The 26,412-nt window shown below is 66.7% G+C and carries 27 protein-coding genes; 13 read left to right on the forward strand and 14 right to left on the reverse strand.

Going from position 1 to position 26,412, the window contains the following annotated elements:
• Positions 1 to 89 precede the first annotated feature (89 nt).
• From AC1MEQ_RS11810 to AC1MEQ_RS11850, 9 genes are all read left to right on the forward strand, one after another.
• Entirely contained in the window at positions 90 to 494 is a 405-nt protein-coding gene (locus tag AC1MEQ_RS11810) for a DUF779 domain-containing protein (RefSeq protein WP_479790984.1), read from the forward strand.
• A gap of 257 nt (positions 495 to 751) precedes the next feature.
• Positions 752 to 1,687: an SGNH/GDSL hydrolase family protein gene (locus AC1MEQ_RS11815; protein ID WP_479790986.1), complete on the forward strand. Its 936-nt coding sequence runs from the start codon at positions 752 to 754 to the stop codon at positions 1,685 to 1,687.
• Between the two features lie 153 nt (positions 1,688 to 1,840).
• Positions 1,841 to 3,301, forward strand: coding sequence for an aldehyde dehydrogenase family protein (locus tag AC1MEQ_RS11820; protein WP_479790988.1), 1,461 nt, complete (start codon positions 1,841 to 1,843; stop codon positions 3,299 to 3,301).
• 85 nt (positions 3,302 to 3,386) lie between these two features.
• Positions 3,387 to 4,592, forward strand: a complete 1,206-nt coding sequence (locus AC1MEQ_RS11825) for a hypothetical protein (protein ID WP_479790990.1) — start codon at positions 3,387 to 3,389, stop codon at positions 4,590 to 4,592.
• A 241-nt stretch (positions 4,593 to 4,833) separates the two neighbouring features.
• Positions 4,834 to 5,310: a diaminobutyrate acetyltransferase gene (gene ectA, locus AC1MEQ_RS11830; RefSeq protein ID WP_479790992.1), complete on the forward strand. Its 477-nt coding sequence runs from the start codon at positions 4,834 to 4,836 to the stop codon at positions 5,308 to 5,310.
• 83 nt (positions 5,311 to 5,393) lie between these two features.
• Positions 5,394 to 6,662, forward strand: a complete 1,269-nt coding sequence (gene ectB / locus AC1MEQ_RS11835) for a diaminobutyrate--2-oxoglutarate transaminase (RefSeq protein WP_479790994.1) — start codon at positions 5,394 to 5,396, stop codon at positions 6,660 to 6,662.
• Positions 6,663 to 6,771: 109 nt separating this feature from the next.
• Positions 6,772 to 7,173: an ectoine synthase gene (locus AC1MEQ_RS11840; RefSeq protein ID WP_479790996.1), complete on the forward strand. Its 402-nt coding sequence runs from the start codon at positions 6,772 to 6,774 to the stop codon at positions 7,171 to 7,173.
• 148 nt (positions 7,174 to 7,321) lie between these two features.
• Positions 7,322 to 7,600, forward strand: coding sequence for a hypothetical protein (locus AC1MEQ_RS11845; protein ID WP_479790998.1), 279 nt, complete (start codon positions 7,322 to 7,324; stop codon positions 7,598 to 7,600).
• 3 nt (positions 7,601 to 7,603) lie between these two features.
• A complete protein-coding gene (locus tag AC1MEQ_RS11850; protein WP_479791000.1) occupies positions 7,604 to 8,221 on the forward strand; it encodes a phytanoyl-CoA dioxygenase family protein in 618 nt (205 codons plus the stop codon).
• A 69-nt stretch (positions 8,222 to 8,290) separates the two neighbouring features.
• Here the strand turns inward: AC1MEQ_RS11850 and AC1MEQ_RS11855 are convergent, their stop codons facing one another.
• The 12 genes from AC1MEQ_RS11855 to AC1MEQ_RS11910 all read right to left on the reverse strand — a co-directional run bounded on the left by AC1MEQ_RS11855 (position 8,291) and on the right by AC1MEQ_RS11910 (position 22,225).
• A complete protein-coding gene (locus AC1MEQ_RS11855) occupies positions 8,291 to 8,740 on the reverse strand; it encodes a pyrimidine dimer DNA glycosylase/endonuclease V (protein ID WP_479791001.1) in 450 nt (149 codons plus the stop codon).
• A gap of 59 nt (positions 8,741 to 8,799) precedes the next feature.
• Positions 8,800 to 9,396, reverse strand: a complete 597-nt coding sequence (locus tag AC1MEQ_RS11860) for a VanZ family protein (protein ID WP_479791002.1) — start codon at positions 9,394 to 9,396, stop codon at positions 8,800 to 8,802.
• Positions 9,397 to 9,474: 78 nt separating this feature from the next.
• Entirely contained in the window at positions 9,475 to 10,983 is a 1,509-nt protein-coding gene (locus tag AC1MEQ_RS11865) for an aldehyde dehydrogenase family protein (RefSeq protein WP_479791003.1), read from the reverse strand.
• Positions 10,980 to 11,738, reverse strand: a complete 759-nt coding sequence (locus AC1MEQ_RS11870; RefSeq protein WP_479791004.1) for an HD domain-containing protein — start codon at positions 11,736 to 11,738, stop codon at positions 10,980 to 10,982. The genes AC1MEQ_RS11865 and AC1MEQ_RS11870 overlap by 4 nt, the downstream gene beginning before the upstream one ends.
• Positions 11,735 to 13,042, reverse strand: coding sequence for an NAD(P)/FAD-dependent oxidoreductase (locus tag AC1MEQ_RS11875; protein ID WP_479791005.1), 1,308 nt, complete (start codon positions 13,040 to 13,042; stop codon positions 11,735 to 11,737). Before AC1MEQ_RS11875 ends, AC1MEQ_RS11870 begins: the two co-directional genes overlap by 4 nt.
• Positions 13,043 to 13,044: 2 nt before the next feature.
• Positions 13,045 to 13,365 carry a 2Fe-2S iron-sulfur cluster-binding protein gene (locus tag AC1MEQ_RS11880; protein WP_479791006.1) on the reverse strand — a complete coding sequence of 107 codons (321 nt, stop codon included), beginning with the start codon at positions 13,363 to 13,365 and terminating at the stop codon, positions 13,045 to 13,047.
• 33 nt (positions 13,366 to 13,398) lie between these two features.
• Positions 13,399 to 14,184, reverse strand: a complete 786-nt coding sequence (locus tag AC1MEQ_RS11885; RefSeq protein ID WP_479791007.1) for an SDR family NAD(P)-dependent oxidoreductase — start codon at positions 14,182 to 14,184, stop codon at positions 13,399 to 13,401.
• Positions 14,177 to 16,081, reverse strand: coding sequence for a PEP-utilizing enzyme (locus AC1MEQ_RS11890; protein WP_479791008.1), 1,905 nt, complete (start codon positions 16,079 to 16,081; stop codon positions 14,177 to 14,179). The genes AC1MEQ_RS11885 and AC1MEQ_RS11890 overlap by 8 nt, the downstream gene beginning before the upstream one ends.
• A gap of 87 nt (positions 16,082 to 16,168) precedes the next feature.
• Positions 16,169 to 17,248 (reverse strand): PEP/pyruvate-binding domain-containing protein, encoded by a 1,080-nt coding sequence (locus AC1MEQ_RS11895; RefSeq protein ID WP_479791009.1) that lies wholly within the window; start codon positions 17,246 to 17,248, stop codon positions 16,169 to 16,171.
• 4 nt (positions 17,249 to 17,252) lie between these two features.
• Positions 17,253 to 18,533 carry a cytochrome P450 gene (locus AC1MEQ_RS11900; RefSeq protein ID WP_479791010.1) on the reverse strand — a complete coding sequence of 427 codons (1,281 nt, stop codon included), beginning with the start codon at positions 18,531 to 18,533 and terminating at the stop codon, positions 17,253 to 17,255.
• Between the two features lie 142 nt (positions 18,534 to 18,675).
• Complete coding sequence (locus AC1MEQ_RS11905) at positions 18,676 to 19,500, reverse strand: IclR family transcriptional regulator (RefSeq protein ID WP_479791011.1); 825 nt, start codon at positions 19,498 to 19,500, stop codon at positions 18,676 to 18,678.
• 841 nt (positions 19,501 to 20,341) lie between these two features.
• On the reverse strand, positions 20,342 to 22,225 hold the full coding sequence (locus AC1MEQ_RS11910; RefSeq protein ID WP_479791012.1) for an FAD-dependent monooxygenase: 1,884 nt from the start codon (positions 22,223 to 22,225) through the stop codon (positions 20,342 to 20,344).
• Between the two features lie 293 nt (positions 22,226 to 22,518).
• Here AC1MEQ_RS11910 and AC1MEQ_RS11915 point away from each other — a divergent pair, with 293 nt between their 5' ends.
• Entirely contained in the window at positions 22,519 to 22,644 is a 126-nt protein-coding gene (locus AC1MEQ_RS11915; protein ID WP_479791013.1) for a hypothetical protein, read from the forward strand.
• Between the two features lie 103 nt (positions 22,645 to 22,747).
• Positions 22,748 to 22,918: a hypothetical protein gene (locus AC1MEQ_RS11920; protein WP_479791014.1), complete on the forward strand. Its 171-nt coding sequence runs from the start codon at positions 22,748 to 22,750 to the stop codon at positions 22,916 to 22,918.
• Here the strand turns inward: AC1MEQ_RS11920 and AC1MEQ_RS11925 are convergent.
• Positions 22,915 to 23,598 (reverse strand): HD domain-containing protein, encoded by a 684-nt coding sequence (locus AC1MEQ_RS11925; RefSeq protein ID WP_479791015.1) that lies wholly within the window; start codon positions 23,596 to 23,598, stop codon positions 22,915 to 22,917. The two genes, AC1MEQ_RS11920 and AC1MEQ_RS11925, sit on opposite strands and share 4 nt — an antisense overlap.
• 142 nt (positions 23,599 to 23,740) lie before the next feature.
• Between AC1MEQ_RS11925 and AC1MEQ_RS11930 the strand changes: the two genes are divergently transcribed.
• Positions 23,741 to 24,472 (forward strand): DedA family protein, encoded by a 732-nt coding sequence (locus AC1MEQ_RS11930; protein ID WP_479791016.1) that lies wholly within the window; start codon positions 23,741 to 23,743, stop codon positions 24,470 to 24,472.
• 67 nt (positions 24,473 to 24,539) lie between these two features.
• Positions 24,540 to 25,874 (forward strand): dual-specificity RNA methyltransferase RlmN, encoded by a 1,335-nt coding sequence (rlmN, locus tag AC1MEQ_RS11935; RefSeq protein WP_479791017.1) that lies wholly within the window; start codon positions 24,540 to 24,542, stop codon positions 25,872 to 25,874.
• A 15-nt stretch (positions 25,875 to 25,889) separates the two neighbouring features.
• Here rlmN and AC1MEQ_RS11940 read toward each other — a convergent pair whose 3' ends face one another.
• A complete protein-coding gene (locus AC1MEQ_RS11940) occupies positions 25,890 to 26,378 on the reverse strand; it encodes a septum formation family protein (RefSeq protein ID WP_479791018.1) in 489 nt (162 codons plus the stop codon).
• Positions 26,379 to 26,412: the final 34 nt, after the last annotated feature.

Below are 26,412 nucleotides of genomic sequence, written 5' to 3' on the forward strand. Positions count from 1 at the left end.
GGCATCCAACGGCAGCGGGGCCCCGGCCCGGGGGCGTCAAGTGACGCCGCCGGGCCGGGGCATCTGCCCCATCAGGAAGGGAGAACGCCATGGACACGGTGCTCGATGCCCGCCCCACCATTGACGGCGAGCGCTTCACCCGCGTGCGACTGAGCGCAGACGCCCAGTCGCTGCTGCGCATGCTTTGGGCCCGCCACGGACCCCTGATGTTCCACCAGTCCGGGGGTTGCTGCGACGGCTCCTCGCCCATGTGCTTCCCCGACGGCGACTTCATCACCGCCGAAGCCGACATCCGCCTGGGCGTCTTCGACCTGGCGGACGACGCCGGTGCGCCGCTGGGCGAAATCGACTTCTGGATGTCGCGGGAACAGTTCGAATACTGGAAGCACACCCGCCTGACCGTCGATGTGGTGGACGGGCGTGGTTCGGGTTTCTCGGTCGAGGCTCCGGAGGGCAAGCGCTTTTTGATCCGCAGCGAGATCATGGGCGGCTGAACCGGCTGCAGCGCGGGGCCGGGCAAGACTTCCCTCCGCCGGGGCGCCGTCCTACGATGACAGCACGCGCGCGCCCCGCATCCGGTGGCGCGTGGCCTGCTGCGCCGACCCCGAGGCATCCGGGTCGACGGCCGGTGGTTCCCCCAGGGGGCGGAACCACGCGGGACGTCCCGGCGTCCCGCACGACGCCGCCCGACCCGTCGGGACCACCCCCTCCGCACGGCTTCCGCGGAGGGGACATGTGAAGGACGCCCATCATGCACCGCACCCAGCCACATCGACTCAGCACCCTGCTCTACACGACCGCCGCAGCACTGGCCCTCGTGGCCACCGGCGTCGGCCCCGCCGCCGCGGCGGCACCCGCCGCACCCACCGTTGCGGTGTCCGCCACCCACGCGACCGGCTCGCATGGAGCCGCCGGAAAACACCACCACCACCGCCACCACGCGCAGCGGATCGACTACGTCAACCTCGGCGACTCGTATTCGGCAGGCTTCGGCTCCGGAAACATCACCGCAGGGCCCTTCCCGAACTGCCTGCAAGGCGATGGGCCCACCCACGTGACCCAGCTGGATGCCCAGCCCGGTGTGCGCCTGATCGCCAACGCCGCCTGCGCCGGGGCCACCCCCGCAGACGTGGCCCTCGCAGCGGCGCAACTGGCACCCCAACTGGCCGCCGCCGAGCTCGTGACCCTGACCCTGGGCGGAAACGACCTGGACCTCGGCGGGATCGTGGGAGCCTGCAGCACGCAGGGCACCGCCCCGGCCTGCACCCAGGCGGTGACGGCCGCGCGGCAGGCCATGCCGGGCATCACCACCTCCGTGCGCTCCACGCTGCGGCAGATCGACCGGGCCACCCGCGGCCGCATCCTCGTGCTGGGCTACCCGCGGCTGTTCTCCCCGCAATTCGGCGACAACGCCGTGATCACCGCCGCCAACGCCCGGCAGCTGAACCGGCTCGCCGACCAGCTCAACCGCGCCGTCCGCGCCGGGACCCGGGGCAACCATGCGAGCTTCGTCCAGGTAACCAGCGCGTTCATCGGGCACGGCATCGGTTCCCCGGCACCCTGGATCCGCCTCAACCCGCTGGACCCCGACGACCCGCTGAACCTGCACCCGACGACCGCCGGGTACCTGCACGGCTACTATCCGGCGGTGCTGCGCCACGCACATCTGCACCAGTTGGCGCGCTAGGCCGGCAACCGGGAACGGGCCGCAGCCCGGGCGTGGGGGCGCCCGGGCTGCGGCCCGTTCCCCACCCCTGCCCATGCGGGCGCAAACGTGGGCACAATGGGGCCAAGGGACCCCACTTCGGATTCCCGCCCCACCGACCGAAAGGCTGTCACCATGACCTTCCTTGGCGATTCACTCTGGGACGCGAAGATCTACTCCGACGGCTGGAAGGCCGGGCGGGGCGGCGAGTCGGCCGCACTCGAACCGGCCACGGGCGACACGTTGGCCACCTACGGGGTGGCCTCGCGCGAGGACGTCCATGAGGCGTCCCGGCTGGCGGCCGTCGCGCAAAGGGACTGGGCCGCCCGGAAACCGGAGGAGCGTGCCGCTGTCCTGCGTCGGGCCGGGGCGTTGTGGGAGGAACACGCGGCGGAACTCGATGGCTGGATCGTGCGGGAATCCGGGGGCATCCCCGCCAAGGCCGGTCTGGAGACCCACACCGCGGCCAACGAATGCTACGAGGCCTCGGCCCTGCCCGGGCTGCCTGCCGGTGACGTGTTGACGACCAACGAGGACCGCTGGTCGTTCGCCCGCCGCCGCCCGGCCGGCGTCGTCTCGGTCATCTCCCCGTTCAACTTCCCGCTGATCCTGGGTATCCGTGCCGTGGCCCCGGCCCTGGCGCTGGGCAACGCCGTGCTGCTCAAGCCCGATCCGCGCACCACCGTCTGTGCCGGGGTGTCGATCATGCGGGTCTTCGAGGAGGCCGGCCTACCCCCGGGACTGCTCTCGCTGCTGCCCGGCGGTGCCGACGTCGGCGCCGCCCTGGTCGAGGCCCCCGAAGTGCGGGTCATCGCGTTCACCGGCTCCACGGCGGCCGGCCGCAAGATCGGGGAGTCCGCCGCCCGGCTGCTCAAGCGGGCCCACCTGGAACTGGGCGGGAACTCCGCGATGATCGTGCTGCCCGGGGCGGACCTGGCCAAGGCGGCCTCTGCGGCCGCGTTCGGATCCTTCATGCACCAGGGCCAGATCTGCATGGCCACCGGCCGCCACCTGGTGCACCAGGACCTCTACGAGGACTACGTGGCCGCCCTGGCGGAGAAGGCCCGGAACCTGCCGATGGGCGATCCGAAGTCCGGGACCGTGGCCCTCGGGCCGGTCATCGACGCCGGCCAGCTGGCGCGGATCGACGGGCTCGTGAAATCCGCGGTCTCCTCAGGTGCCCGGCTGGCAGCGGGCGGATCGGTCCGCGACGGCCTGTTCTACCACCCCACCGTCCTGGCCGACCTGGACGACGAGCAGGATGCCTGGCGCGAGGAGATCTTCGGCCCCGTCGCCCCGGTCCGCAGCTTCTCCACCCTCGACGAGGCAGTCCGGATGGCCAACAACAGCAGCTACGGGCTGTCGATATCGATCCTCGGCGACGTCGGCGACGCGATGAAGCTGGCCGACCGGCTCGACTCGGGCAAGATCCACATCAACGAGCAGACCGTCTCGGACGAGCCGAACTCTCCGTTCGGCGGGGTGAAGGACTCCGGAAACGGCGGAAGGATCGGCGGTGCGGCGGCGAACATGGAGGCGTTCACCGAGGTCCAGTGGCTGACGATGCGGCCGGAGATCGCTCCGTACCCCTTCTAGGCACTCCGGCCCCGGCGGCGGCAACCATGACAGAATCAAGATGCCCGCCACCCGCGTCCAGATGCCGACAGGAGGCCATCGAGCGATGCACGACCAGGGAACGCCACCCGTTGCCCGGCGGCAGCTGGACATCGAGTCCCGATCCATCTGGGCCGGTGTCGCCGCGGCCGCCGTCGCCGTGGTCGTCGGGCTCATCGCCTTCCGGGGCTACCGGCCGCCGCTGGCCGGGGACGGGTCGGTGGCCATCTACGCCTCCGTCGTCGCCGGGGCCATGGCCGGGGCCGCCTTCGTGGCCGGCTACGTCCAGAACATCCGCACGGTCCACCTCTGGCTCGGGGCCCGACCGGTGGTGCGCCAGATTGTCGACGTCGCCGCCCTGCTCGTCGTCCACGCCTCCATCGCCACCATGTCCGCGCTCGTGCTGTTCCGGCTCTTCCAACAGGCTTTTTCCGGGCTGACCGTCGATCCGGTGGCGGGGACCGTGATGCTGGCGGTCTCCGCCGGCGTGGCCGGCTATTTCGGGTACACGTCCGGGGCGCGGATCACGGCGGTCGCCCTGTCCGTCATGCTGGCCGTCTTCATGGCCTCCGGGATGCTCGTGAGCATGCTCTACGCCGAGAACCCGCTGTGGTGGCACTCCATGTTCAGCGAATTGGGCACCGGCCAGGCCGGGCTGACCTCGTTCTGGACGTTCAACACCACGATCACCACGTCGGGGATCATCATGACCACCCTCTCGGCGTTCATCACCCGCGACCTGAAGCACTGGGCGGAGATCGTCGCCGCGCGCCGGCACGACGCCGGTGCCTCCCGCCGCTGGCACCGGGCCCTGGGCGGCAGGTTCCTCCGGCCGCGACCGGCGGTCATCCGTTCCTGCCTGGTGATCGGCGGGATGTGCATGGTCGGGATCGGCCTGTTCCCGGTGAACACCTTCGTGAGGGTGCACACCTCGTTCGTGCAGGTGCTGGCCGTCGTCCTGGTGGTCCTGCTGGCCGGCGTCCCGTTCTGGTTGCCGGGCTTCCCGAAGGCGTTCTACCTGCTCACGTATATTTCGGTGGCGGCACTCATCGCGGCCGCCCTCTTGTGGCGGCCGGTGCAGTACTACAACCTCACCGCGCTCGAGCTCGCGGCGGCCGGAATCGTGTTTGCCTGGCTCGTCGTTTTCATCCGCAACACGACCGCCGTCGTGGCCTCCGCCGGCGTCGCCCCAGCGGTCCCCGGGCTCCCGGCAGGCGTCCCAGCGGGCTCGGAAGGCCCCGAAGAAGCCGTGGGTAATATAACGAAAAGGTAACGATGGTAGGCGGGGGGACACGCCCGGGGGTGATCGGCGGCATCCCTTGGCATCTTTGGGATCCCTCCGATTGGGCCGACGACGGCGAAAGTGTCCTCTTGGGGGGATTCGGTGTCAAATCCCCGCAGCTCGGGTTGATCGAAAATCTCAGCTTGTTACGTTGGAGGGGATGGAAAATGAACTCGTAAACACACAGTCCGAGGCTACATTTCGCCACCCAATCACCGAAGATGGAGCCGCCATGTGGACCATGGCGAAGGATTCCGAGGTGTTGGATCTCAATTCGTCCTACTCCTACCTCCTCTGGGGCCGCGACTTCGCGCAGAGCTCGATCATGGCCGAGATCGACGGCCGTGCCGCCGGTTACGTCACCGGCTACATGCGCCCTGACGAGCCCGCCACGCTGATGATCTGGCAGGTCGCCGTGGGAGCCGATTTCCAGAAGCGCGGTCTGGCCGCCGCCATGCTGGACGAGCTCGCCGCCCGCACCAACGCCGATCGCCTGGAGACGACGATCACCGCGGACAACGCCGCGTCCAACCGGCTCTTCCAGCGCTTTGCAGAGCGCCACGGGGCCGAGTGCGACCGCGAGCCGCTGTTCACCCCCGCGATGTACCCGGACGGCCATGACACCGAGTACCTGTACCGGATCGCCCCGCTGGGTCTGGACGCGGACCTGCGCTCGCTGAACCTCGCGGCCAGCCGCTCCGAGTCCTAGCTCCACCGAATTTAGACGCCGGGGCGCCACAGCGCGCCCACGCCGTCATCACGCCTGTCATCGCACCTACGAAGGGAATGACCATGACTGACATCTTTGAAACGCTCGAATCCGAGGTCCGCGGCTACAGCCGCAGCTGGCCCGCCGTCTTCACCCACGCCTCCGGAGCCATCCAGACCGCCGAGGACGGCACGGAGTACATCGACTTCTTCGCCGGAGCCGGTGCGCTGAACTACGGGCACAACAACCCGGCCCTCACCGCCCCGCTGATGGACTACCTGGCCAGTGGCGCCGTCGTGCACTCGCTTGACATGATGACCCCGGCCAAGCGGGAGTTCCTGGAGACCTTCCAGGAACTGATCCTCAAGCCGCGGAACCTGGACTTCAAGGTCATGTTCCCCGGCCCCACGGGGACCAACACGGTCGAGGCCGCGCTCAAGCTGGCCCGCAAGGTCACCGGACGCCAGAACATCATCTCCTTCACCAACGCCTTCCACGGCATGACCCTGGGCGCGCTCTCGGTGACCGGCAACGCCATGAAGCGCCAAGGCGCGGGCGTCCCGCTGGGCAACACGTCCAAGATGCCCTACGACAACTACCTGGAAGGGGCCGGCTCCGACCTGGCCTTCCTGGAGCGCTCCCTCGAGGACACGAGCTCGGGCATTGACAAGCCCGCCGCCGTCATCGTGGAAACCGTGCAGGGTGAAGGCGGCCTGCGTGCCGCCCGGGCCGAATGGCTGCGCAACCTCGCGGCGCTGCTCAAGCGCCACGACGTCCTGCTGATCGTCGACGATGTCCAGGCCGGCTGCGGCCGCACGGGCACGTTCTTCAGCTTCGAGGAGGCGGGCATCGAGCCGGACATCGTGTGCGTATCCAAGTCGATCTCCGGCTATGGCCTGCCCATGGCGTTGACCCTGTTCCGCCGTGAACTGGATGTGTGGGGTGCGGGGGAGCACAACGGCACGTTCCGCGGCCACAACCCGGCCTTCGTCACCGCGACCGCGGCGCTGAAGAAGTATTGGGCCAACGATGACTTCCAGAACGAGCTGGCCGGCACCATCGCCGCGCTGCACCAGGGCCTGGCCGACATCGCCGGCCTGGTCGACGGCGCCGAGATCCGCGGTCGCGGCATGCTGGCCGGTGTCGTCTTCCCCGATAAGGACACCGCCTCGAAGGTGGCCGCCGAGGCCTTCGCCCACGGCGTCCTCGTGGAGACCTCCGGCTCGGAGGACGAGGTCCTGAAGGTCATGCCGCCGCTGACCATCACCGATGACGTGCTCCAGCGTGGCCTCACGGTCATCATCGATGCCGTACGCACCGTCACCGGAGCACCCGTGCTGGCCGCCGTCTAGGCCAGCCCCCAGATTCCACCCCGGGGAAATGCCAACCCATTGCCCCGGGGTGAATGACCAGGGTGCCCACCACGGCACCGTCAACCATCATGAATTCCCAGGAGGACCCATGCAGGTAGTGAACCTGAACGACCTGAACGAGACCGAGCGCGACATCAAGTCCGAGACGTGGCGCAGCCGCCGCATGGTGCTGGCACGCGAGGGCGTCGGCTTCTCGTTCCACGACACCGTGATCTACGCCGGCACCACCTCGACGTTCCACTACGCGAACCACATCGAGGCCGTGTACTGCGTCCAGGGCGAGGGCACGCTGACCAACGAGGTGACCGGCGAGGTCCACGAGATCAGCGATGGCACCATGTACCTGCTGGACGGCAATGAGAAGCACACTGTGCGCGCCACCACCGAGCTGCGCATGGCCTGCGTCTTCAACCCGCCGGTGACCGGCCGCGAAGTCCACGACGAGAACGGCGTGTACCCGCTGGTCGTCGAGGAGCCTGCCCAGGCCTAGGCCCCGGCAACAGCTTGCGCGAAGCGCGGCACGGACCTCGGTCCGGGCCGCGCTTCGGCATATCCCCGGCCGGACGCCTCGTCCGGCCGAGGCAACCGCAGCCGGGACATGGTGGTTCCGGCGGCATACCATCGAGGAGGACATGGACATGACGGAAACCCTTCGTCGCCAGATTGACCAGTATCCAACGCGAACGGACGACGACGTCCGGGTGATCGACCGGGAAGGCCCGGTGGTCTGGGGCGATCCGGAAGACGGCCCCCTCGACGCGGCCACGCTCGCCGGGTTCGACGCCTATGGCTACCTCTCCATCGAGAAGCTCGTCAGCGACGAGGAGCTGGAGGAACTCCGCGGCGAACTGCGCCGCCTCTGCGACGACCCCATCGTGAGGGCCGACGAGCGCACCATCGTCGAGGCCGCCTCGTAGGAGGTGCGCTCGGTCTTCGACGTCCACCGCACCAGCGACGTGCTCCAGAAGTTCGCCAACGACCCCCGCGTCGTCGGCCGCGCCCGGCAGATCCTCGGCTCAGACGTCTACATCCACCAGTCACGGGTGAACTTCAAGCCCGGGTTCGAGGGCAAGGAGTTCGCCTGGCACTCGGACTTCGAGACCTGGCACGCCGAGGATGGCATGCCTGCCCCGCGTGCGGTCAGCATCTCGATCTCGTTGACCGACAACCATTCGTTCAACGGCCCGCTGATGATCATGCCCGGAACCCATCGCAAGTACGTCTCCTGCGACGGGGCCACCCCCGAAGCCAACTACAAGAAGTCGCTCGTCATGCAGGGCGCCGGCGTCCCCGACAAGGAAACGCTCACCCGCTTCGCCGACGAGCACGGCATCGACGTGCTGGAGGGCCAGGCCGGAGGCGCCATCATGTTCGACTCGAACTGCATGCACGCCTCCAACGGCAACGTGACCCCGTTCGCCCGCTCCAACGTGTTCATCGTCTTCAACTCGGTCGAGAACACCCTGGTCGAGCCGTTCTCCGCACCCGAGCGGCGCCCGGACTTCGCCGGATCCCGGGACTTCACCCCCGCAGGCTAACGGAAACTGAAGACACAGCACGACGGCGGCTGGAACCACGGGTTCCGGCCGCTGGCTCTGTCCGGGGTGCTACCCCTCCGCAGAGATGACTTCCCACGGTTCCACCGGACCGGGCACCACCGAAAACAAGGGATGGGTGTCCGGCGGTTCCGGCGGGGCAGGAAGGGCTGCCACGCGTTCGGGCGCGCGGACGGCCAGCTTGGCCAGCAGGTGATCCCGTTCATGGTCCAGCTGGCCCGTGGTTACGTCCAGGGGCTGCAATCCTGCTGTCGGCGCGCGCAGGATCAGCGCGCGGTTGAACCGATAGCCACGGGCGTCGGCCTCCACGGCGAGCCCCTCCAGGTAGGAGCCGATGAGAACCAGCGGGTCGTCGCCGGCCCGAAAGCGCACCAGTTGGGGGTGGTTGCGGTAGCCCGTGGTTTTTCCGTCCAAGACCTTTTGCGCCAGAAGAGTCTCCCGCCAGCAGGCCACGAGCCCCTTGGCGTCGAGGTATCGGGGGTGCAGGGACCAGATGCGCATACGCAATGGTAGCCATGTCTGCACGGTGCGCGGCGGAAGAAAATTTCCGTTTGCCGGGCTCATCCGCCGCTTCGGGCGTCCTTCATCAGCAGCTGCTGCGAGCCGCCGTCCGCGTGCTTCTGCGGGCCATAGTCCAGGGGAGACACGATGAGGGCGCCGACAGCGAGCACGGCGAGAACCGTCACCCACGCGCAGACCCGCACCATGACCGCCGTCGTCCTCTCCCGCAGTCCGCGCCGGACGCAGGCCAGGATCCAGATTCCGGTCAGGGCGCCGACGGTGTTGACGATGATGTCGGTGCCATCGGCGACCCCGATGGCCAGGGCGTATTGGGAGACTTCGAACAGCAGGCTCGTTCCCGCGACGACGCCGGCGGCCTTCCACCACGGCCACCGAGCCGCGAGGAGTCCGAGGTAGATGCCGAAGGGCAGGAACAGCAGCACGTTGATGCCGAGTTCGACGGGGGTGTTGGCGCCGACCCCACCGCCGGCGGCGAAGGGTGCGAGCTTGAGGCGGCGCAGGTCGCCCGTCCCGAGGAACGGAACCTCGAGCTTCCACAGCACCACCCAGACGAGCAGGACGAGGTAGACCGCGAACAACACGGCCAGCAAGAGACGCCCGTCCCCGGCGGACGGCTTCCGGGCGGCGGCTGGCATGCGGATCCCCTCGATGGACGGCGTCGACCCTCATCCTATGTGCGGTGCCGGCCGGCCTGAAGACAGGTCGAGGCTGCCTCAGCGCCGGTGGATCGACTTGTAGCTCAGGTAGGCCGCCAGCCCCTCTTCGCCGTATTCGGTTCCCAGCCCGGAATCGTGTCGCCCCCCGAAGGGCGCCGAATGGTTGGAGGCGAAGAAGTTCAGACCCACGGAACCGGAATCGATCCGGTCCGCCACCGCCAGGGCGGCGTCCTGGTCCTCGCCGAAGACGAGGCCGCCGAGCCCGAACTGCGTGTTGTTGGCCAGCGCCACCGCGTCGTCGACGTCGTCATAGCGCAGGATGGAGAGGACGGGGCCGAAAATCTCCTCGCGGGCGATCCGCATGGAGGGGTCCACGTCGGCGAACACCGTCGGCTCGATGAAGTACCCGTTCTCCAGACCGCCGCCCAGGCGGGCCGGCCGGCCGCCGGTGGTCGCCCGGGCACCCTCTGCGTGGGCAGACTCCACGTACTCCATCACCGTGTCGTACTGCGCGGACGTCGCGCAGGGACCGAAAACCGTGTCCGGGTCCAGCGGATCGCCCTGTCGGCCCGCGGCGATGGTCGCGGTCACCCGGTCCACGACCTCGTCGTACCGGGAGGCCGGGGCGAGGATGCGGGTGGAGATGTAGCAGGTCTGGCCGGTGTTGCGCATGCAGGAGCGGACCAGAACCGATGACATCGATTCGAGGTCCGCATCCGGCAGCACGATGGCGCTGGATTTCCCGCCAAGTTCCAGCGTGACCGGGCGCAGTAATTCGCCGGCAGCGGCCGCGATCTTCCGCCCGACAGGAGTCGACCCCGTAAAAGCCACCTTGTCGACTCCCGGATGCCGGACCAGGGCATCGCCGAGCCGACCGGAGCCGGTCACGAGGTTCACCACGCCCGCGGGAACCCCCGCAGCGGCGACCGCGTCCACGATGAACCGGAACGAGAGCGGCGTGGGTGAGGCCGGCTTCATGACCACCGAACATCCGGCCAGCAGGGCGGGGGCCAGCTTGATGGCCATCAGGTTGATCGGAAAGTTCCACGGCGCGATCAGAGCACAGACGCCGATCGGGTCACGACGGACCACCGATTCGCCGATGCCCGACGGGAACGGCCGCACGTCCTCGGTGTCCAGCCGCGGGGCCAAGGTGGCGAAATAGCGCAGGATGGAAGCAGCATTGGCCGCCGCACCCCGGGATTCGGCCACCGGGGAACCGTTTTCGCGGGTGTTGGCCAGGGCGATGTCTTCCGCACGGGCTTCGACTTCTTCGGCGATGCGCACCAGGTAGCCGGCCCGTTCGGAAGCGGTCAAACGTCGCCACGGTCCGGTCTCGAATGACCGCCGCGCCGCGCCAACTGCCGCGTCGACGTCGTCGGCATTACCATCGGGAACCGAACCCCAGACTTCGCCGGTGGCCGGATCGGTCACCGGGTTTCGAGCCGTCCCCCGCGCGGTGGTCCACTGTCCGTCGATGAAGACGTCGTCCACATGGGTGTACCGCAGGTCCAGTCCCGCACGGATTGCGCGGGCGTCGGGGGTAGCGGGTGCCGGGGCGCTCATCGGATGACCTCGGTCCGCAGCAACGCCACGGAGCGGTCCAGGTCGGAGGTGCCCATCCGGACCGCCGCCTCGGTGATCAGCTCGGGGATGATCTCGGCACGGAGCCGGTCGCTGTACACGGCCGGGTCCATCCCAAACCATGAGGAGGCCAAGGCGATGCCTGCGTGGTCGAAGCGCCAGAGCCGGTCGGCGTCGCGCACCAGTGCGTCCTCCAGCGAGAACGCGACGGGCCGGGTGTCGTGGCCGTCGATGATGGTGCAGACCTGTTCGATGAAGTCCTGTCCATATCCGAGCCCGGGGAGGACCCGGCGGGCCACGGTGCAGCCTTCGGCCTCATGTTCGTAGCGGATGGCGGCCTTGCGCCAGTCGCCGCTGAATCCCTCCGACAGGATGCGGGACTCGTCGACGTGGGCCCATCCGGTGTCGTGGAGGATGATGGCCACCGACACCAGCTCGCGGTCCGCCGCCGGGTAGGCGTCGCAGAGCCGGGTGGCGAACGCCAGCGAGATCGGCAGGTGGATGTCGTTGCCCCGGGTGCGGGTCTCGGGAACGACGGCGGCAAAAAGCTCGGCATATCCGGTCGCCGGGGTGCCCGCGATAGGGGAGGCATCAACCGGCCGCGCCGCCGGAATGGGCCGCACGGGGTGGGCATCGACGAAGGCGAGGGCCCGGGGGTCGGAAGCATGATCGGACGGGTCATGGGAGGCCCAGGCGGTGGTTCCGCCGGGAGCCGGGCCGGTGGGTTGCGCTGTCATGATGCTCCTTCGAGGCGGGTGGCGTCAGCCGGATCGGTGGTGAGGGTCTTGAGCTGGACCGCGGGGTCGGCAGCGGCGTTGGAGGGGATGTTCTGGCCCTTGCCCAGGGCGTTCTTGACCGCCATGAAGTCCAGTGGGGCGTTGACGCAGTCGGCGGCGATGATCTGCCCGTCGCGGTAATAGAGGACGGTGAACTTTCCGCGCTCTGCGACGCGGCGGACCACTGTCTGGTCGAAGCCCATCGACAATCCGGCGATCTGCAGTTTCAGGTCGGCTTGGTTGGACCAGAACCAGGGGATCCCGGCGTAGTCCTCGCGGTGGCCCATCAAGGAGTAGGCGGCCACCTTGGCGTGCTCGATGGCGTTGTTCACGCTTTCCAGCCGCAGGCGTTCGCCGGCCGGGGCGCCGGGGAGCGGGTTGGGCATGTTGGCCACGTCGCCCACGGCGACCGTGGTTCCGTCGGAGGCGAGCGCGTTGGCGTCGACGACGATCCCGTTGTCAACGGCCAGGCCCATCTGCTCGGCCAGCTCGGTGTTGGGGATGACCCCGATGCCGATCAGCACGATCTGGGCGCCCAGGACGGTCCCGTCCTCGAGTTCGACACCGGAGACGGCACCGGTGCCGCCGTCGACCATCCGGGAGATCCTCGCGTTGAGGTGGATGTCCAGGCCGCGCGCCCGGTGGGCGTCCAGGAAGAACTCGGCGGTTTCCTCGCCCACGGCCCGTCCGACCAGACGCGGCCCATATTCGAGGACGGTGACGTTCTTGCCCATGCCCTGCAGGCTGGCCGCGGCCTCGAGGCCGATGAATCCGCCGCCGACGACCACCACATCGCTGGCGGGGCCGACGATGTCCTTCAGGTGCAGGGCGTCGTCTGCGTTGCGCAGGTAGACGACACCGGCGAGGTTGCCGCCCTCGACGTCCATGCGCCGGGCACGGGCGCCGACTGCCAGGGCCAGTCGGCGGAAGGGGAATTCGGTTCCGGAGGCCGCGTGCGCCACCCCGGAGCCGTCGTCGTTCTTGTCCACGGCGGTGATCCGCTCGCCCTTGACGAGGGCCACGCCGTGTTCGGCCCAGTATTCGTTGGACCGGAAGATCAGGTTCTCCTTGTCGACCTTGTCCTGCAGGAACTCCTTGGACAGGGCGGGCCGCTGGTAGGGGCGGTGGTCTTCGTCGCCGAGCAGGGTGATGGGCTCCTCGAAGCCCAGGGCGCGCAGCGAGATGGCCAGCTGGACGCCGGCTTGACTGGCGCCGATGACCAGCAGGCCGGTTGGATCGGCCGTCGTGGTGCCGGGGGTGGACATGGCTACACCTGCGTTTCGGGGGTGGTGACGTGGAGGTCCTGGCCGTCGCAGAGCTTCAGCTGGCAGGACAGGCGCGAGTTCTCCTCGCGGTCCACTGCGGTGCCGTAGAGCATCTCGTCCTCCATGTCCTCCATGGCGGGCAGTTGCGCGAGGTCGTCGTCGCGGACGAAGACGTGGCAGGTGGCGCAGGACAGGGAGCCGCCGCATTCGGCGACGATGCCCGGGAGCCCGTTGCGGACCGCGGTCTCCATGACCGAGTCCCCGACGTTGCCCGTGATGTCGCGGACGTCCCCGTCGGCGTCGGTGAAATGTACCGTAGGCATGATTCCTCCTGTGGTTGATGCAGGTCTGGGTGGCTAGATGAACTGGCGGCCGCCGTCGACGACCAGTGTCTGGCCCGTGACGTACGAGCTTTCGGATCCGGCGAGGAACAGGGCGGCGCCGACGATGTCGTCGGGCTGGCTGGCCCGTTTGAGCGCCCCACGGTCCACGCCGTAGGTGGCGGCGTCGTCCATGAGCCCGTAGCTGGCCTCGGTGAGGGTGAAACCCGGCGCGATCGCGTTGACCGTGATGTTGCGCCGGCCCAGCTCCTTGGCCAGGACCCGGGTCATCGCCACCACTCCGCCCTTGGAGGCGACGTAGTGCATCCACTGTTCGGATCCCGAGAAGATGGTGGCCGAGGAGAGGTTGATGACCCGCCCGCCGTCGGGCAGGTACGGGCTGGCCGCGCGGGTGACGAGCCAGGGACCCTTGAGGTTCACGTTCATCACCAGGTCCCACTCGGCCGGGTCGATGTCCTCGAACGGGCTGCGGGTGACGGTCGCGTAGATCGCCGCGTTGTTGATGACGACGTCGATGCTCCCCTGGCCGAGCTCGGCGGCCTGCCGGGCGAGTTCTTCGGTGGAGGCCGGGTCGGTGACGTCGGCGGTCAAGGCAGCGGCCTCCATGCCGGATGCCCGGACCAGTTCCGCCGTTTCACGGACGCCGGCTTCGTTGACGTCGGCGACCGCGACCCGGTAGCCGCGGGCGGCGAAACCCAAGGCGAAGGCGCGGCCCAGGCCCCCCGCCCCGCCGGTGATCAGCACCGTGCGGGTGGGGGCATCCCGGGATTCCGGTGCGCCCGGGGCGGGCGCATCAGACATGGCTGGTACCTGCACCGGCTGCTGCCGGGACATCGCCGGCGTGGTTGTGGCTGTGCGCGCCGGGGCCGCTCACTGGCTCGTGGTCCAGGATCTCCACGGTGCCTGCAGTCCCGTTCACGCGCAGCCACTGGCCGGTGGTGATGGTGGTCGAACCGGAACCGGTCCCGGTGACCGCCGGCAGCGCGTACTCGCGGCAGACGATGGCCGCGTGGCTCATCATGCCTCCGATGTCGGTGACCGCTGCGGCGATCTTGCCGAAGATCGGACCCCAGCTCGGTGCCGTGACGGTGGCGACCAGGATCTCGCCGGGCTGGACCTCCGAGAGCTGGTCGGAATCATGGATGACGCGGGCGCGTCCTTCCACGGTGCCGGGGGATGCGGCCATGCCGCGCAAGCCCCCTCCTTCGACGGCCTCGCCGCCGCCGAGCCACTGCTCGACCTGTTCGGTGGTGATGCCCCACAGCATGCGGGTGAAGGGCTCGGTGATCGATTCCGGCGGGGTGTTCAGTGCCGGAGCCGGCCGCGCGGTCTTCAGGGCCGAGACAATGGCCCGGCGTTCCTCGATGATCTCGGGCCAGTAGATCGGGCCGATCGGTGCCTGTGCGCCAACGCCCCAACCAGTGACCAGGTCGAACAGGACATCGCGGACCTCGTTACGGCCCAGGTAAAGCAGGTCGTCGGGTTCGGTCCAGAATCCCTCGTCGTGCAGCATGCGGGAGAGCTCGCGGATCTTGCGCCAGAACACGCCCATGGTCCAGTGCTCGATGTAGAAGTTGTGGTTCTCCACGTACGGGTACGCGGTGGCCGCCAGTTCGCGCTTGGCATCGAAGGCGGCCTGGTTGTCGCCGTCGAGCAAATCGCGGTATTCGCCGACGATGCGTTCCTTCTCGGCGATCAGCGCCTCCTTGGGGCGCATGATGTCCTGGCCGTCGTCGAGCCGGCGGATGTAGTCCGCGATGTACCCCAGCGGGATCTCCTGGTGCTCGTACCAGTACTTGTCGTGGCCGTAGAAGCCGTTTCCCACGGTGAAGTTGAACCACGGGTCCTTGGCTTCCTCGTACTGCTTCAGCCAGCGTTCCCCACCGTCTTGGGCGGCGATCGAGGCCAGGGTGGCGTTGGGGTCGTCCGGGTTGGAGAAGGCGCCCTGCATGCCGAGCTCGACGGCGAGCTTGGCCAGCCCCTTGAGCTCATCGTCGGGACGGAAAAGCTCCATGTCCACGCCCTGGACCATCGTGGCGATGGACTGGTCGGGGATGTTGGGGAAGACCGCCTTGCAGAAGTTGAAGAAGTCCAGGTATGCGATGTAGCCCAGGTTCAGGAACTCGAAGTGGTACTGCCAGTTCTGGTATGCCAGCTGGATCAGCCGGTCGTAGTTTTCCAGGAGCACCTCGGAACCGTCCTTGGCCTTGCCGGAGGTGATGTCTTCCAGCGGCACCATGTCGGGGAGCTTCTTGAAGCTCAGCGTCTCCATTTCGTCGATGGTTCCGCGTACCTTGATGTGCCACTGGTCGAGCTTTTCGGCCCAGTTGGCGAAGTAGTGTCCGACGCGCTCCTCGAAGTGCGGCACCCGTTCGGCGATTTGGTCCTCGGGAACCGGGATCGGTGACATGTAGAGATAGCCCAGGTGGACCCGGAACTCGATGCCGTTGGCATTGGGGATCATCAGGTGCCGTGCGTTGTACTGGCCCAGGCACTTGACCGCGAATTCCCCGCCGATGGTCTCGAAGGGTTTGAAGACGGTGGGCCAGTGCGCCGAATCGCAGAACCAGAACTTGGCGTCCTCGGCGTCCTTGAGCTTGTCCTGGAAAACCAGGTAGTAGGGGTAGATCTTTTCCCAGCCTTCGGCTCCGGGGGGAACCGCGAGTTCGGAGGGTTTGGGGAAGGATTTCATGGACATGGGGTGTCCTTTCGGTGTGGCTCGACGGTGAGCCGGGGGGAGGGGAGAGATTCCGTGGAGGCGGTTGGGGGCGTGAGCCGAGTGGGTTCAGGCCCCCTGTTTCAGCGTGTTGGGACCGAGGCCGAGGGCTGCAGCGAAGCCGCCGCCGAGTACCGGGGTTGGCGCGGTCTGCGGTTTGGAGGAGTGGACCGTTTCCGGGCGGGATTGGAGGAGCAGGAGGTTCTCACCGTGCGGCAGGTTGGCGTCCAGGGCCCATTCGATGTCTTGCGGGCAGCCGTAGTGTTTTTCTGCCCGTTTGGCCATGGATGCGACAGCGGAGACTTCGTCGTCAGTCAGGCAGCGGCGGGCCCGTCGGTCGGCGTCGACCTCGCGTTCAACCAGGGAGTGGGCTCCCGTGTCGGGGATGAGCTCGGCGTGCTTTGCACCGATGTGTTCCTGGACGATCGCGAGGGTGACCTTGTCGAGTTGCAGGTTGTCCGGGGTCACGGTTCCCGACACCACCATTTCGCCCACGCCGTAGGAGGCATCGATGGTGATCTTTGACCGGTCGCCGGTGGCCGGGTCCAGGGTCATGGCCACCCCGGAAGTCCGGGCGTTGACCATCTTTTGAATGACGACGGCGATGGAGAGCCCCTCGTCGGGGATGTTGTTCTTCAACCGGTACAGGATTGCTCGCGAGGTGTAGAGCGATGCCCAGCACTGGCGGATGTGCTCGCCGACTGCGTCGAAGCCCTCGAGCCACAGGTAGGTGTCCTGTTGTCCTGCAAAGGAGGCATCGGGAAGGTCCTCCGCGGTGGCCGATGAACGCACGGCCACCGGAACGGGGCCCTCGAAGCGGGCCATGAGGTCGTCGTACGCCCCGCGGGTGGCATTGCGGGCCTCTTCCGGGACGGGCCGGGAGCAGATGGCCTCGCGGATCCGGGCGGAGATGGCATCGACGGCGGCGACGTCATCGGGGTCGATGCCGGAGAGGTGTTCGGAGATCTTCCCGGCAATGCCGGTGGAGTCCATGAACAAGTTGAACTGATCGGTGGTGACGACGAATCCCGGGGGAACGGGCATGCCGGCGGCGGTCATGGTGACCAGCGAGGCGCCCTTGCCGCCGAGGCGTTCGAGCGAGGCAGCAGCGCCGTCGTCGAAGAACTGGATATGGCGGGTGGTGGTCATGGTGTCAGGCCTCCCAGGTGACGGGGACGGATTCGGGGACGCGGAAGGATAGGTTCTTGCGGAAACCGATCTCCTCGGGGGCGTCGAGTTGTAGGTTCGGTGCCAGCCGGGCGATTTCCTCAAGGCAGATCTTCGCTTGCAGCTTGGCGAGCATGTTGCCCAGGCAGTAGTGGATCCCAAACCCGAAGGAAAGGTGCTCGCGCGCATTGTCGCGGGTGATGTCGAATTCCTCTGGTTTTTCGAATCGCGAGGAGTCACGGTTTGCCGAACCCATCAGGAGAAGCAGGCCAGCGCCCTGGGGGATGTCGATCCCGCCAACGGTGGTGTCGGCGAGGGCCTTGCGACGCCATCCGACGATGGAGCCGGAATAGCGCAGGATCTCGTCGATCGCCTTGGGGATCAGCTTCGGATCGGCGACCACTTGCTGCCACTGGTCCGGATGGGCCATCAGCACCCGCACGCAGTTGGAAATCAGCGTGGTGGTGGTTTCGTGGCCGGCGAAGAGCATGCTGTAGAGCACGGAAGCGATCTCGTGGTCGCTGATCTCCGCCCCATCCTGTTGGGCGGCGACGAGGTCTGCCGTGAGGCTGTTGCCGCCCTCGGCATGGGCAGAGGCGACCAGATGCAGGCACTCCTGCCAGTACTCCACGAGATTGTGGGCATGGGGGACTTGCTCGTCGTCGCTGAGATCGCCCCAGGTCATGGCGGCACGCGAGTCCGACCATCGCTTGTAGGTGTCGATCTGGGAGGTATCCCCGCCGATCAGTGTGAGGATCGTGATGGTCGGGATGTCATAGGCGAGGTCGTGGACCATGTCGCCTCGGCGCTCGGGACGTGCCAGCATCGATTCGAGCCGGGTCACGACATTTTCCCGGATTGCGGGTTCGAGTTGCTTGAACCGACGTGGGGTGAAGGCCTTCTGGACCACGGTACGAATCCGGGTGTGCTCTGGGGGAACTCGTGCCGACAAGCCGGAGTATGCGGTGAAACCGCCATCGGTCATGATCTGTTTTGCCTCGGGTCCACGTTCGCGGACCGGCGCTTGTGCGTTCTCGCTGGAGAAGGTCTCCCAGTCGTCGAAGACGGCCTTGATGTCGTCGTAACGGGTGACGACGTAGTAGTTGATCCGTTCGTCGAACATCACCGGCTGTTCCTCGCGGAGTTCGGCGTAGGAGGGGAACGGGTCCTTCATGTCGAATGGCTCGTAGCCGTGGTGGCCAGCCGGTGCCGCTGCGGCCCCGTGGCCGAAGGGGCAGCCCGTTGCCGTATCCGAAGGGGAAGACATGTGTACTCCTGGTGGGTCTGCGGTGCGGCATGATGTGCCGCCGTCGTCCTACCAGTGTCGTCCACATCACATCGCAAAGCTCATGTTTTCTTCCACTGAACGGAAGGCGTATGTGCCGGCGCTCGCAGTGCGAAGAGTCGGTTCAGTGTTCCGGGGGAGCCGGCGGCAATGGATCGATAAGGCTCCCGAGCAGCGTCTCCAACGGGATGTGGGCCGTGGCCCGCTGGATCTGGGCGGCGATGCCGTTGAGGACGGGGAGATGTCGGTTCATCGCAGATGCCTGCCCGGCGGGGAGCACCAGGCCGATCGAGCAGCCGATCTTTCCGGTGTGGAAAACCGGTACTGCGATCGAGCACAAACCCATGCGCATCTCCTCGAAGGTGGTGGCATAACCCTGGTTGCGGACTTCCGAGAGTTCAACTTCCAGTCGCTCCGGGTTGACGTGGGTGCGCATAGTGGGCTGTTCCAGGGTGCGTTGGAGATATCCCAAGCGAACCCAGTCCTCATCGTAAGCGAGCAGCACCTTGCCGCAGGCAGTGGCGTGCAGGGGCAGCCGGCCACCGACGCGCGAGGCGCGGGGCACCCGCTTGGTTCCGTATACGCGGTCGATGTAAAGCGCGCTCGCCCCGTCGCGGACCACCAACTGGCTGGTTTCGCCGGTCAACGAGAAGAGATCCTGGACGAAGGGGCGAGCCGTTTCGCGTAGCTGCCGGCCTGCGTTCTGGGCTATGGCCCAAAGCCGGAGTCCCAGCTGGATGCGTCCATTCGGGCCGCGGGAGAGGAAGCCCCAATCGACCAGTTCGCCCACCAGGCGGTGCGTGGTGCTCAGGGGAAGACCCGAGTGCGTGGAAATCTCTGTGAGCGTCATGGATCGGCGAGTGGTCTCGAAAACCTCGAGGATCCCCAGCACCTTGGACGTGACGCTACGTCCGTCCGCCTTGCTGCCGCCCGCCATTACTGCCGCCATTCTGGATTGTTCCTCGATTGGCGGTGCCACGGGGGTGCCGCCATGCTTGATTCTAGGGCGCGCGAATCGTCGCGTGGCCATTTCGTTCGACTGTGGCCACCGTTGCACTCTTGGCCCCATGACTCCCAAGCCGATCGTGACATCAGATTGCCGAAGTTCTCCACCGACAGAATTCCGTCTGGTGGCCGGGTCTGGTTGTGGTCGCAGGACAATACGCAGGTATTGAGTTGGCTGAATGTCCGCGTCAGGGGGCCAGCCCCTGCTAAGCGGCGGAAACCATCCTGACATTGCCGTAGCTGAGGCTGACTTCAGGAAAAGTCAGTGCCCGAGTGGGCGAGCGCAGTGGGGAATTCATCCGGCGTGAGGAGGTCGATGCCTTTTTCTGCCATCAGGGCGGGATGGGGACGCCGTGGCCGGGTAAACCCGTCATCTATGACGGCGACCGTCCGTTCCTGCGGGGATTCAGCACTGGCGTCCGGGAGATAGTTCTGAGGATTTCGCGGGAGGACTGCCGGGAGATCACCGGGGCTCGTCGGGCCATTGAGGAGCCCTCTCAGGCTTCCAGCGGCGACACCGGGCTGGGCCAAAGCCGAGGTCATACGCCGGCATGGGAGAAGGATCAGGATCCATGGATGGCTCCTGATCCTTCGGACCACCATGGAAATAGTCAGTCCAGCGACACAGGGGCGGGTGGGTAAAGAAGTTGCAGGACTGAAACAGAGTTCCTTATCTCACGCATCCCTCCGCGACGCGGACCCTTGTTCCGGGGCGGCAGAATATCGGGCCGGCGGGACGGCGTGCATCCGGCGGCCCGATACTCTGCTTCCAAACGGTGCGCAGGTCAGGAGAAATTCGGCACCTTAGGGCGCGCCATATTCTGTGCAAAGAACTCCGTGATTTCCGCGCGCGCATTCAAGGGCAGAACGTGCGCCACATACATGTCCGGTCGGACGATGACCAGTGCACCTGAGCGGTCGATTTTGCGTGCTTCGAAGATGTCATCCTGGGGCATCGCCGCGTAGACCTTCTCCCAGTCAGTCACTTTGTGGTGGCCCACCTTGGGCATGAAAAGACTTGGAACCTTGGCCAAGTCCACGTCACGGTATGACTGTTGGTAGATCACCTTGGCGTCAAAGACGCTGTCGATATCGGACCCTTCGGCGGTGAAGTGGGTAACTGGGGATTCATCGGAGGTTTCCAGCCATGCGGCCAGATCGGTTACGGCCTGGCCCGAATTGTCCGCGAAGGCGTAGAGCCGCCAGCGACCGTCCGCGCGGAAATGATAACCGAGTTGAACCGTCGTCGTATCGGCAAATCGTGAAACCTGGGCCGACTTGAAACGCATCCCAATGGGGAAGCCCTGGGCGAGTTCTTGGTGCTGGGGGGTGCCGATCAGTGTGGAGGGCTGGTATTTCGTGTCGAAGCCGCCAGGGAAGTTTGCGGTGTTCACGAAGAAGTCAACGATCTCGTGCGGCCCCTGCATTTCCTCAGGTCGCCGAGACATCATGGCCGACCATTCCTTGTCGTACTCGATGAGTTTCTGCGCCACGTCCTGCCGCTCCTCATGATAAGTCTTCAGCAGGGACTCGTCGCTGCGTCCCTCCAGGACTTGGCCAAGCTTCCATGCGAGATTCCAGCCGTCCTGAATAGAGACGTTCATACCCTGACCTGCCTTGGCGCTGTGCGTATGGCAGGCATCGCCCGCGATGAAAACATGCGGACTTAGGCGCGGATCCTGACGAGCAGCCACATCGTCGAAGCTCTGCGCGACCGAATGGCGGACCTCGTAGATGCTGAACCACGTCACCTGACGGACATCGACAGAGTAGGGGTGCAGGATGCGATTGGCACGTTTGATGGCGTCCTCAGCAGTCGTGGCCCGGATCCGTTCCCTGTTCTCCGCAGTGGGGGCATCAAGCGAGACATAGAATCGGGTCAGGAAGCCACCCTCACGGGGGATGAGAAGGATTGAGCCCTCTTTGTCGGACAGGATGCCGCTTCTGGTGCGGAAATCGGGGAAATCGGTGTTGGCCATCATGTCAATGACTGCCCACGCCTGATCGGCCGGATCCGTGACAACGTCCACATCGATGCAATCGCGCACCTTGCTGCGTGCTCCATCGCAGCCCACCACATACTTCGTGTGCACGGTGCGTTCGTTGCCGAGTTCGTCTTTGATTCTCACCTCAACGGGATACTCGCCGCTGTCTCGAACCGTCAGGTCGAGGAACTCGACGCCGTAGTTGATGTCAATTCGGGCAGGTCCATTGGCAGCGCGCTCGGCAAAATAGTCGATGACCCTGGCCTGATTGACCGTGAGGATGGGGAATTCACTGACGTAGGACGGCGGATCATCTGCCCGCGCTCCCCGTGCGATCTCTGTGGGCCGATCAGGATTGGGGCCCCAGAAGCTCATTTCCCGCATGTGTGCAGCTTCGTGGGCGATCTCATCATAGAATTCGAACGCCTGGAACGTCTCGCAGCTCCGGGGAAAGAGCCCATCGGCGCGGCCGGCCACGAGTCGGTCAGGGCGCCGTTCGATGATCCTCGTGTGAACATCTGGGTAGTCCGTCAACTGGGCCGCCTGAACGATGCCAGCGGGGCCGGCTCCCACGATGAGTACGTCCATGGTGTCTGGAAGTTCAGCGGTGCGATCAACACCAGAGCCTGCCGCATCCCTGATGCGAGGGTTGCGTCCGATGTAACCGTCGTGGTGGTACTGCATCCCATGAGCTCCTTAGCTGGGGGATTGGTCCTCAAGTGGGGATGGGCTATCACTGCTAGGCATGTGAAAGTGCATTCCAGTAGCTGGTGTAATAGTGACGTGCAACACGTCGAGGACTGCTAGCAATCGTGCGTCCGTGACAGGCGAATCGCCATCCTGCGCTTCCGCCCAGCGGAAGTGCTTTAGCAAACCGATCTTTTAGAGGGGGTCCTACTGCAGGAAGTTTGGTGGATACTCGCCGTGAGGACACCGGAAGTCGGTCTGATCAAGGGCACCAAGGCCAGGCACGGACAATGACGCCGGAGCGTTTGCTGATCTACGTGAAGTTGTCGGCACTGGACCTCGAGACCCCGGAGCTTCGCCCGCACCTGGGCAAGTGCATCCGTGGCGAGGAGGGGTCCAGGCGGTGGACCGGGTGAAGCTGGTGAAGCTGCGCAGGCAAGCCATCTGTACTGAGTTCGGGGGCGGCACGAGATCTACGAGCGCAACTGGGCCGGCAACCACGAAAGCGTCAAGATCGAGATGCTCTTCGCCGCACGGGCCCAGGGCGCGACCGACATGATGACCGGCTTCGCCGAGACCTGCGGGTCGGAAGATGTTCTGGACGGCTGGGCGGCACCGGACCTCATCGACAACGACGACGTGAGCATCTTCCGCAAGCGCCGCTGGGCCCAGCAGGCGGCAGCGGCCTAACGTTCCAGCAGCGCCCGGCGTTGCGACCAGAGGTTCGCGGACTCGAGTGCCGACAACGACCTGGCCGCGGCACGCGCCTCGTCGGTGAACAGATGCCCGTGGACCCGCGCGCTGCACAGGCGCAGGGCATGGTCCCGGTCCAAGCCGAACCAGTCCATGATGGTATCCAGCCCATGGGGGCTCAGGCGCCAGGTCTTGTCGGCGTCCTTCACGATCGCATCGTCGATGTCGAGGGCTTCGCGGCGGGAATCGTGGCCGTCGATGATCTCGAGGATCCGCACGCTGCGTCCGGCGTCGTAGTCGAGATCTGAGAGGATCTGCTCGGCCAGGCGGCGACCCTCGCGCTCGTGCAGCAGGACGAGATCGGGTCGCCCGCCACTGGGCGAGATAGCGGACAGCACTTCGTCCGGAGGGACCTGCGACCAGCCGATGTCATGCAGGAGGATCGCCGGGCCGACCACTTCGGGATCCGCCTCGGGATGACCGGACAGGAACGACATCGCCAGTGCGTACGCATAAAGGGTATGTGCATCGTTGTCCCTGACGGCGAGCAGGGGCGCTGCGTGCTCCCAGATAAGGGCATCCTGGTCTCGGAGGGCGATGACACCGTCCGGGGAAGCCGGAACGTCGGCCGACACGTCGGACCCGTAGAGGTTGGCGAGTGGCTGGAGTTTCGTCATCCGCCCAGCGTCACACCCATCTGGTCATCGGCCAAGTCGCTCCTGCCGCTGGACGGAAGGCGTCATGCGCCAGGCGACGCCGGGAGCACGACTGGCATAGGATCGATGCCCGAACGCATCATTGACAACGAAAGGCCGACCCGTGGACGAGTTGGGCGAGGGACTTCGCTCCCTCGACGACATCTGGGTCTATGCCGTCGGCGCCCTGTTCGTGACGGTATCGGCGCTCATCCCCCCGGTTCCCAGCACGACGCTTTTCGTGGCATTGGGGGCCCTGGCCGCGAATTCCGACACGTTGAATCCGGTGCTGCTCGGTGTCGCGATGCTCATCGGCGCCCTCGCCGGGGACATGGCGACCTACGCGCTGGCCTTGCGCTTCGACGTCGTGCATTGGCGCATCCTCTCCGGCCGCCGATGGCAATCCGCCCTGGCCGCGGCGCGCGGCCGACTGAAGGACAACGACCTGCCCCTGGTCATGACCTCGCGGTTCATCCCGCTGGGACGGCTGACCCTGAACGTCGGGTCCGCGCTGATCCCGCATCCGTGGAGCGTCTTCGTGCGGCAGTCGCTGATCGCCGGCATCGTCTGGTCGATCTACTCGGTCGGTGTCGGCGTGCTCTCCGGCATCTGGGACGGCCTCGACACGGAGGTGGCCGTCCTGCTGGCCATCATCGTGTCGCTGGTGCTCGGGCGCCTGATCTCCACGGTCATCCAGTGGTGGGAGACGCGCAACATGCCGTCGGCCGTCGTGAACGCGCGGACGGGGCTGCGGGCTCGCCACACACGCCGTCTCGACGGTCGCGCCGCGAAGGCGTCCGCCCGCGACGCGGCACCGGGGTCCGGCGGCCCGGGGCACGACGGCGGTGCCGGATAACGTCCCAATTGTGAGCGGCGCCATGGGGCCCGGGTGTCGGCTGGACAAGCATGGGACAATGGGGGTAATGACTACTTCCCACAACTCCGCAGTTCCCGACTCCGCCGAGCACGCCCGCAGCCGGACCTCGGAGGCCGTCGCCGCGCGCGCCGATCGCACCTCCAAGCACGTCGAGTCCGAGACGCGCCGCATCTCCGAGCGCCGCGCCGAGCAGGAGGGGCGCACCCAGGTCCGTCCCACGGCGGAGGGTTGGACGCAGGCCATGGCGCCCGACGGCCGACCCAAGCTCGAATTCAAGTCCAAGCCGCGCGTCTCGCAGCCGCCCGTGCACCTCGCCGACCTCTCACTGGCCGAACGCCAGGCCAAGCTCAAGGAGCTCGGGTTGCCGGCGTTCCGGGCCAAGCAGCTCTCGGTCCACTACTTCCAGCACTACAGCACCGACCCCGAGCGCATGAGCGACCTCCCCAAGGAACGCCGTGCCGAACTGGTCGATGCCATGTTCCCGACGCTGCTCACCGAGGTCAAGCGGCTGACCACCGACAACGGGGACACCATCAAGTTCCTCTGGCGCCTCTTCGACGGCTCACTCGTCGAATCCGTGCTGATGCGCTACCCGGGACGCGTCACGCTGTGCGTGTCCAGCCAGTGCGGTTGCGGCATGAACTGCCCGTTCTGCGCGACCGGCCAGGCGGGGTTGACCCGCAACATGTCTGCCGCGGAGATCCTCGACCAGATCGTCCAGGCCAACCGGGTCATCGCCGAAGGCGGGCTGAAGGGTGGACGGCGCGACGGCGGGCACGACGCCGAGCGCGTCACCAACATCGTCTTCATGGGCATGGGCGAACCGCTGGCCAACTACAAGCGCGTGATGACGGCGGTGCACCGCATGATCGACGACGCCCCCGAGGGGCTGGGCATGAGCGCTCGCAACATCACCGTCTCCACCGTGGGCCTGGTCCCGGCCATCAACAAGCTGGCCGCCGAAAACATCCCGATCACCTTCGCGCTGAGCCTGCACGCCCCCGATGACGAGCTGCGCGACGAGCTCATCCCGGTGAACTCGCGCTGGAAGGCCGATGAGGCGATCGACGCGGCCTACAACTACTACCGGACCACCGGGCGCCGCGTCTCCATCGAGTACGCGCTGATCAAGGACATGAACGACCACGGTTGGCGCGCGGACCTGCTGGCCAAGAAGCTCAATGCGCGTGGCCGCGGCTGGGTCCACGTGAACCCGATCCCGCTGAACCCCACCCCGGGGTCGGTCTGGACCTCCTCGGAGCCGGACGTCACCGACGAGTTCATCAACCGCCTGATCGACGCCGGGATCCCCACCACGCTGCGTGACACCCGCGGCAAGGAGATCGACGGGGCCTGCGGGCAGCTCGCCGCCGCCGAATAGCGGGGCCGGGCCGGATCAGCGGTGGCTGCCGCGGAGGCTGCCCGTCACCGGTGTAAGGTCCACCTCGCCAATGACGCACTGCACTGTGCGGTCGCCGCCGACCCACGTCTCCTCGGTGGGGGTGAAGGGGAGCGCGTCGAGTTCTGATTCGTCGTAGGCGACACCGACGAACTCGGTGTACTTCTGCGCGTAGCACGGTTCGGTCAGCTCGTCCCACTGGTCGTCGTCGGGAAAGGCCATGCCAGCTACGGTGAAAGCGTGGAAGAGCTCGTATTCATGCGGGTCGCCGCAGGGCACTGCGCCCACGGTTTCGAACTCCTCGCTGTCCGGATCGTCCAGGCAATCGCCGACCTTGAGGATGTTGGCATCGACCGCCCCGGCTGAGACCACTGCACCGGCGGTGTCCCGGGGTGCGTCGCGGGCGGGCCCCCACCCCGAGCATCCCGACAGGGCCATGGCCAGAGCCACCCCCGCGGTGATGCGGCACGCCACGTCGATCTTCATGTTCCCCCCTGGATGGTCATGCTGGATTGAGCAT

The sequence above is a fragment of the Arthrobacter sp. ASL1 genome (assembly GCF_056680475.1).

Bases quoted from the DNA above. Each gene is read 5' to 3' on its own strand.
- AC1MEQ_RS11810 (WP_479790984.1), top strand. From the start codon at position 90: ATGGACACGGTGCTCGATGCCCGCCCCACCATTGACGGCGAGCGCTTC.
- AC1MEQ_RS11815 (WP_479790986.1), top strand. From the start codon at position 752: ATGCACCGCACCCAGCCACATCGACTCAGCACCCTGCTCTACACGACC.
- AC1MEQ_RS11820 (WP_479790988.1), top strand. From the start codon at position 1,841: ATGACCTTCCTTGGCGATTCACTCTGGGACGCGAAGATCTACTCCGAC.
- AC1MEQ_RS11825 (WP_479790990.1), top strand. From the start codon at position 3,387: ATGCACGACCAGGGAACGCCACCCGTTGCCCGGCGGCAGCTGGACATC.
- ectA (WP_479790992.1), top strand. From the start codon at position 4,834: ATGTGGACCATGGCGAAGGATTCCGAGGTGTTGGATCTCAATTCGTCC.
- ectB (WP_479790994.1), top strand. From the start codon at position 5,394: ATGACTGACATCTTTGAAACGCTCGAATCCGAGGTCCGCGGCTACAGC.
- AC1MEQ_RS11840 (WP_479790996.1), top strand. From the start codon at position 6,772: ATGCAGGTAGTGAACCTGAACGACCTGAACGAGACCGAGCGCGACATC.
- AC1MEQ_RS11845 (WP_479790998.1), top strand. From the start codon at position 7,322: ATGACGGAAACCCTTCGTCGCCAGATTGACCAGTATCCAACGCGAACG.
- AC1MEQ_RS11855 (WP_479791001.1), bottom strand. From the start codon at position 8,740: ATGCGCATCTGGTCCCTGCACCCCCGATACCTCGACGCCAAGGGGCTC.
- AC1MEQ_RS11860 (WP_479791002.1), bottom strand. From the start codon at position 9,396: ATGCCAGCCGCCGCCCGGAAGCCGTCCGCCGGGGACGGGCGTCTCTTG.
- AC1MEQ_RS11865 (WP_479791003.1), bottom strand. From the start codon at position 10,983: ATGAGCGCCCCGGCACCCGCTACCCCCGACGCCCGCGCAATCCGTGCG.
- AC1MEQ_RS11870 (WP_479791004.1), bottom strand. From the start codon at position 11,738: ATGACAGCGCAACCCACCGGCCCGGCTCCCGGCGGAACCACCGCCTGG.
- AC1MEQ_RS11875 (WP_479791005.1), bottom strand. From the start codon at position 13,042: ATGTCCACCCCCGGCACCACGACGGCCGATCCAACCGGCCTGCTGGTC.
- AC1MEQ_RS11880 (WP_479791006.1), bottom strand. From the start codon at position 13,365: ATGCCTACGGTACATTTCACCGACGCCGACGGGGACGTCCGCGACATC.
- AC1MEQ_RS11885 (WP_479791007.1), bottom strand. From the start codon at position 14,184: ATGTCTGATGCGCCCGCCCCGGGCGCACCGGAATCCCGGGATGCCCCC.
- AC1MEQ_RS11890 (WP_479791008.1), bottom strand. From the start codon at position 16,081: ATGTCCATGAAATCCTTCCCCAAACCCTCCGAACTCGCGGTTCCCCCC.
- AC1MEQ_RS11895 (WP_479791009.1), bottom strand. From the start codon at position 17,248: ATGACCACCACCCGCCATATCCAGTTCTTCGACGACGGCGCTGCTGCC.
- AC1MEQ_RS11900 (WP_479791010.1), bottom strand. From the start codon at position 18,533: ATGTCTTCCCCTTCGGATACGGCAACGGGCTGCCCCTTCGGCCACGGG.
- AC1MEQ_RS11905 (WP_479791011.1), bottom strand. From the start codon at position 19,500: ATGGCGGCAGTAATGGCGGGCGGCAGCAAGGCGGACGGACGTAGCGTC.
- AC1MEQ_RS11910 (WP_479791012.1), bottom strand. From the start codon at position 22,225: ATGCAGTACCACCACGACGGTTACATCGGACGCAACCCTCGCATCAGG.
- AC1MEQ_RS11915 (WP_479791013.1), top strand. From the start codon at position 22,519: ATGACGCCGGAGCGTTTGCTGATCTACGTGAAGTTGTCGGCACTGGAC.
- AC1MEQ_RS11920 (WP_479791014.1), top strand. From the start codon at position 22,748: ATGCTCTTCGCCGCACGGGCCCAGGGCGCGACCGACATGATGACCGGC.
- AC1MEQ_RS11925 (WP_479791015.1), bottom strand. From the start codon at position 23,598: ATGACGAAACTCCAGCCACTCGCCAACCTCTACGGGTCCGACGTGTCG.
- rlmN (WP_479791017.1), top strand. From the start codon at position 24,540: ATGACTACTTCCCACAACTCCGCAGTTCCCGACTCCGCCGAGCACGCC.
- AC1MEQ_RS11940 (WP_479791018.1), bottom strand. From the start codon at position 26,378: ATGAAGATCGACGTGGCGTGCCGCATCACCGCGGGGGTGGCTCTGGCC.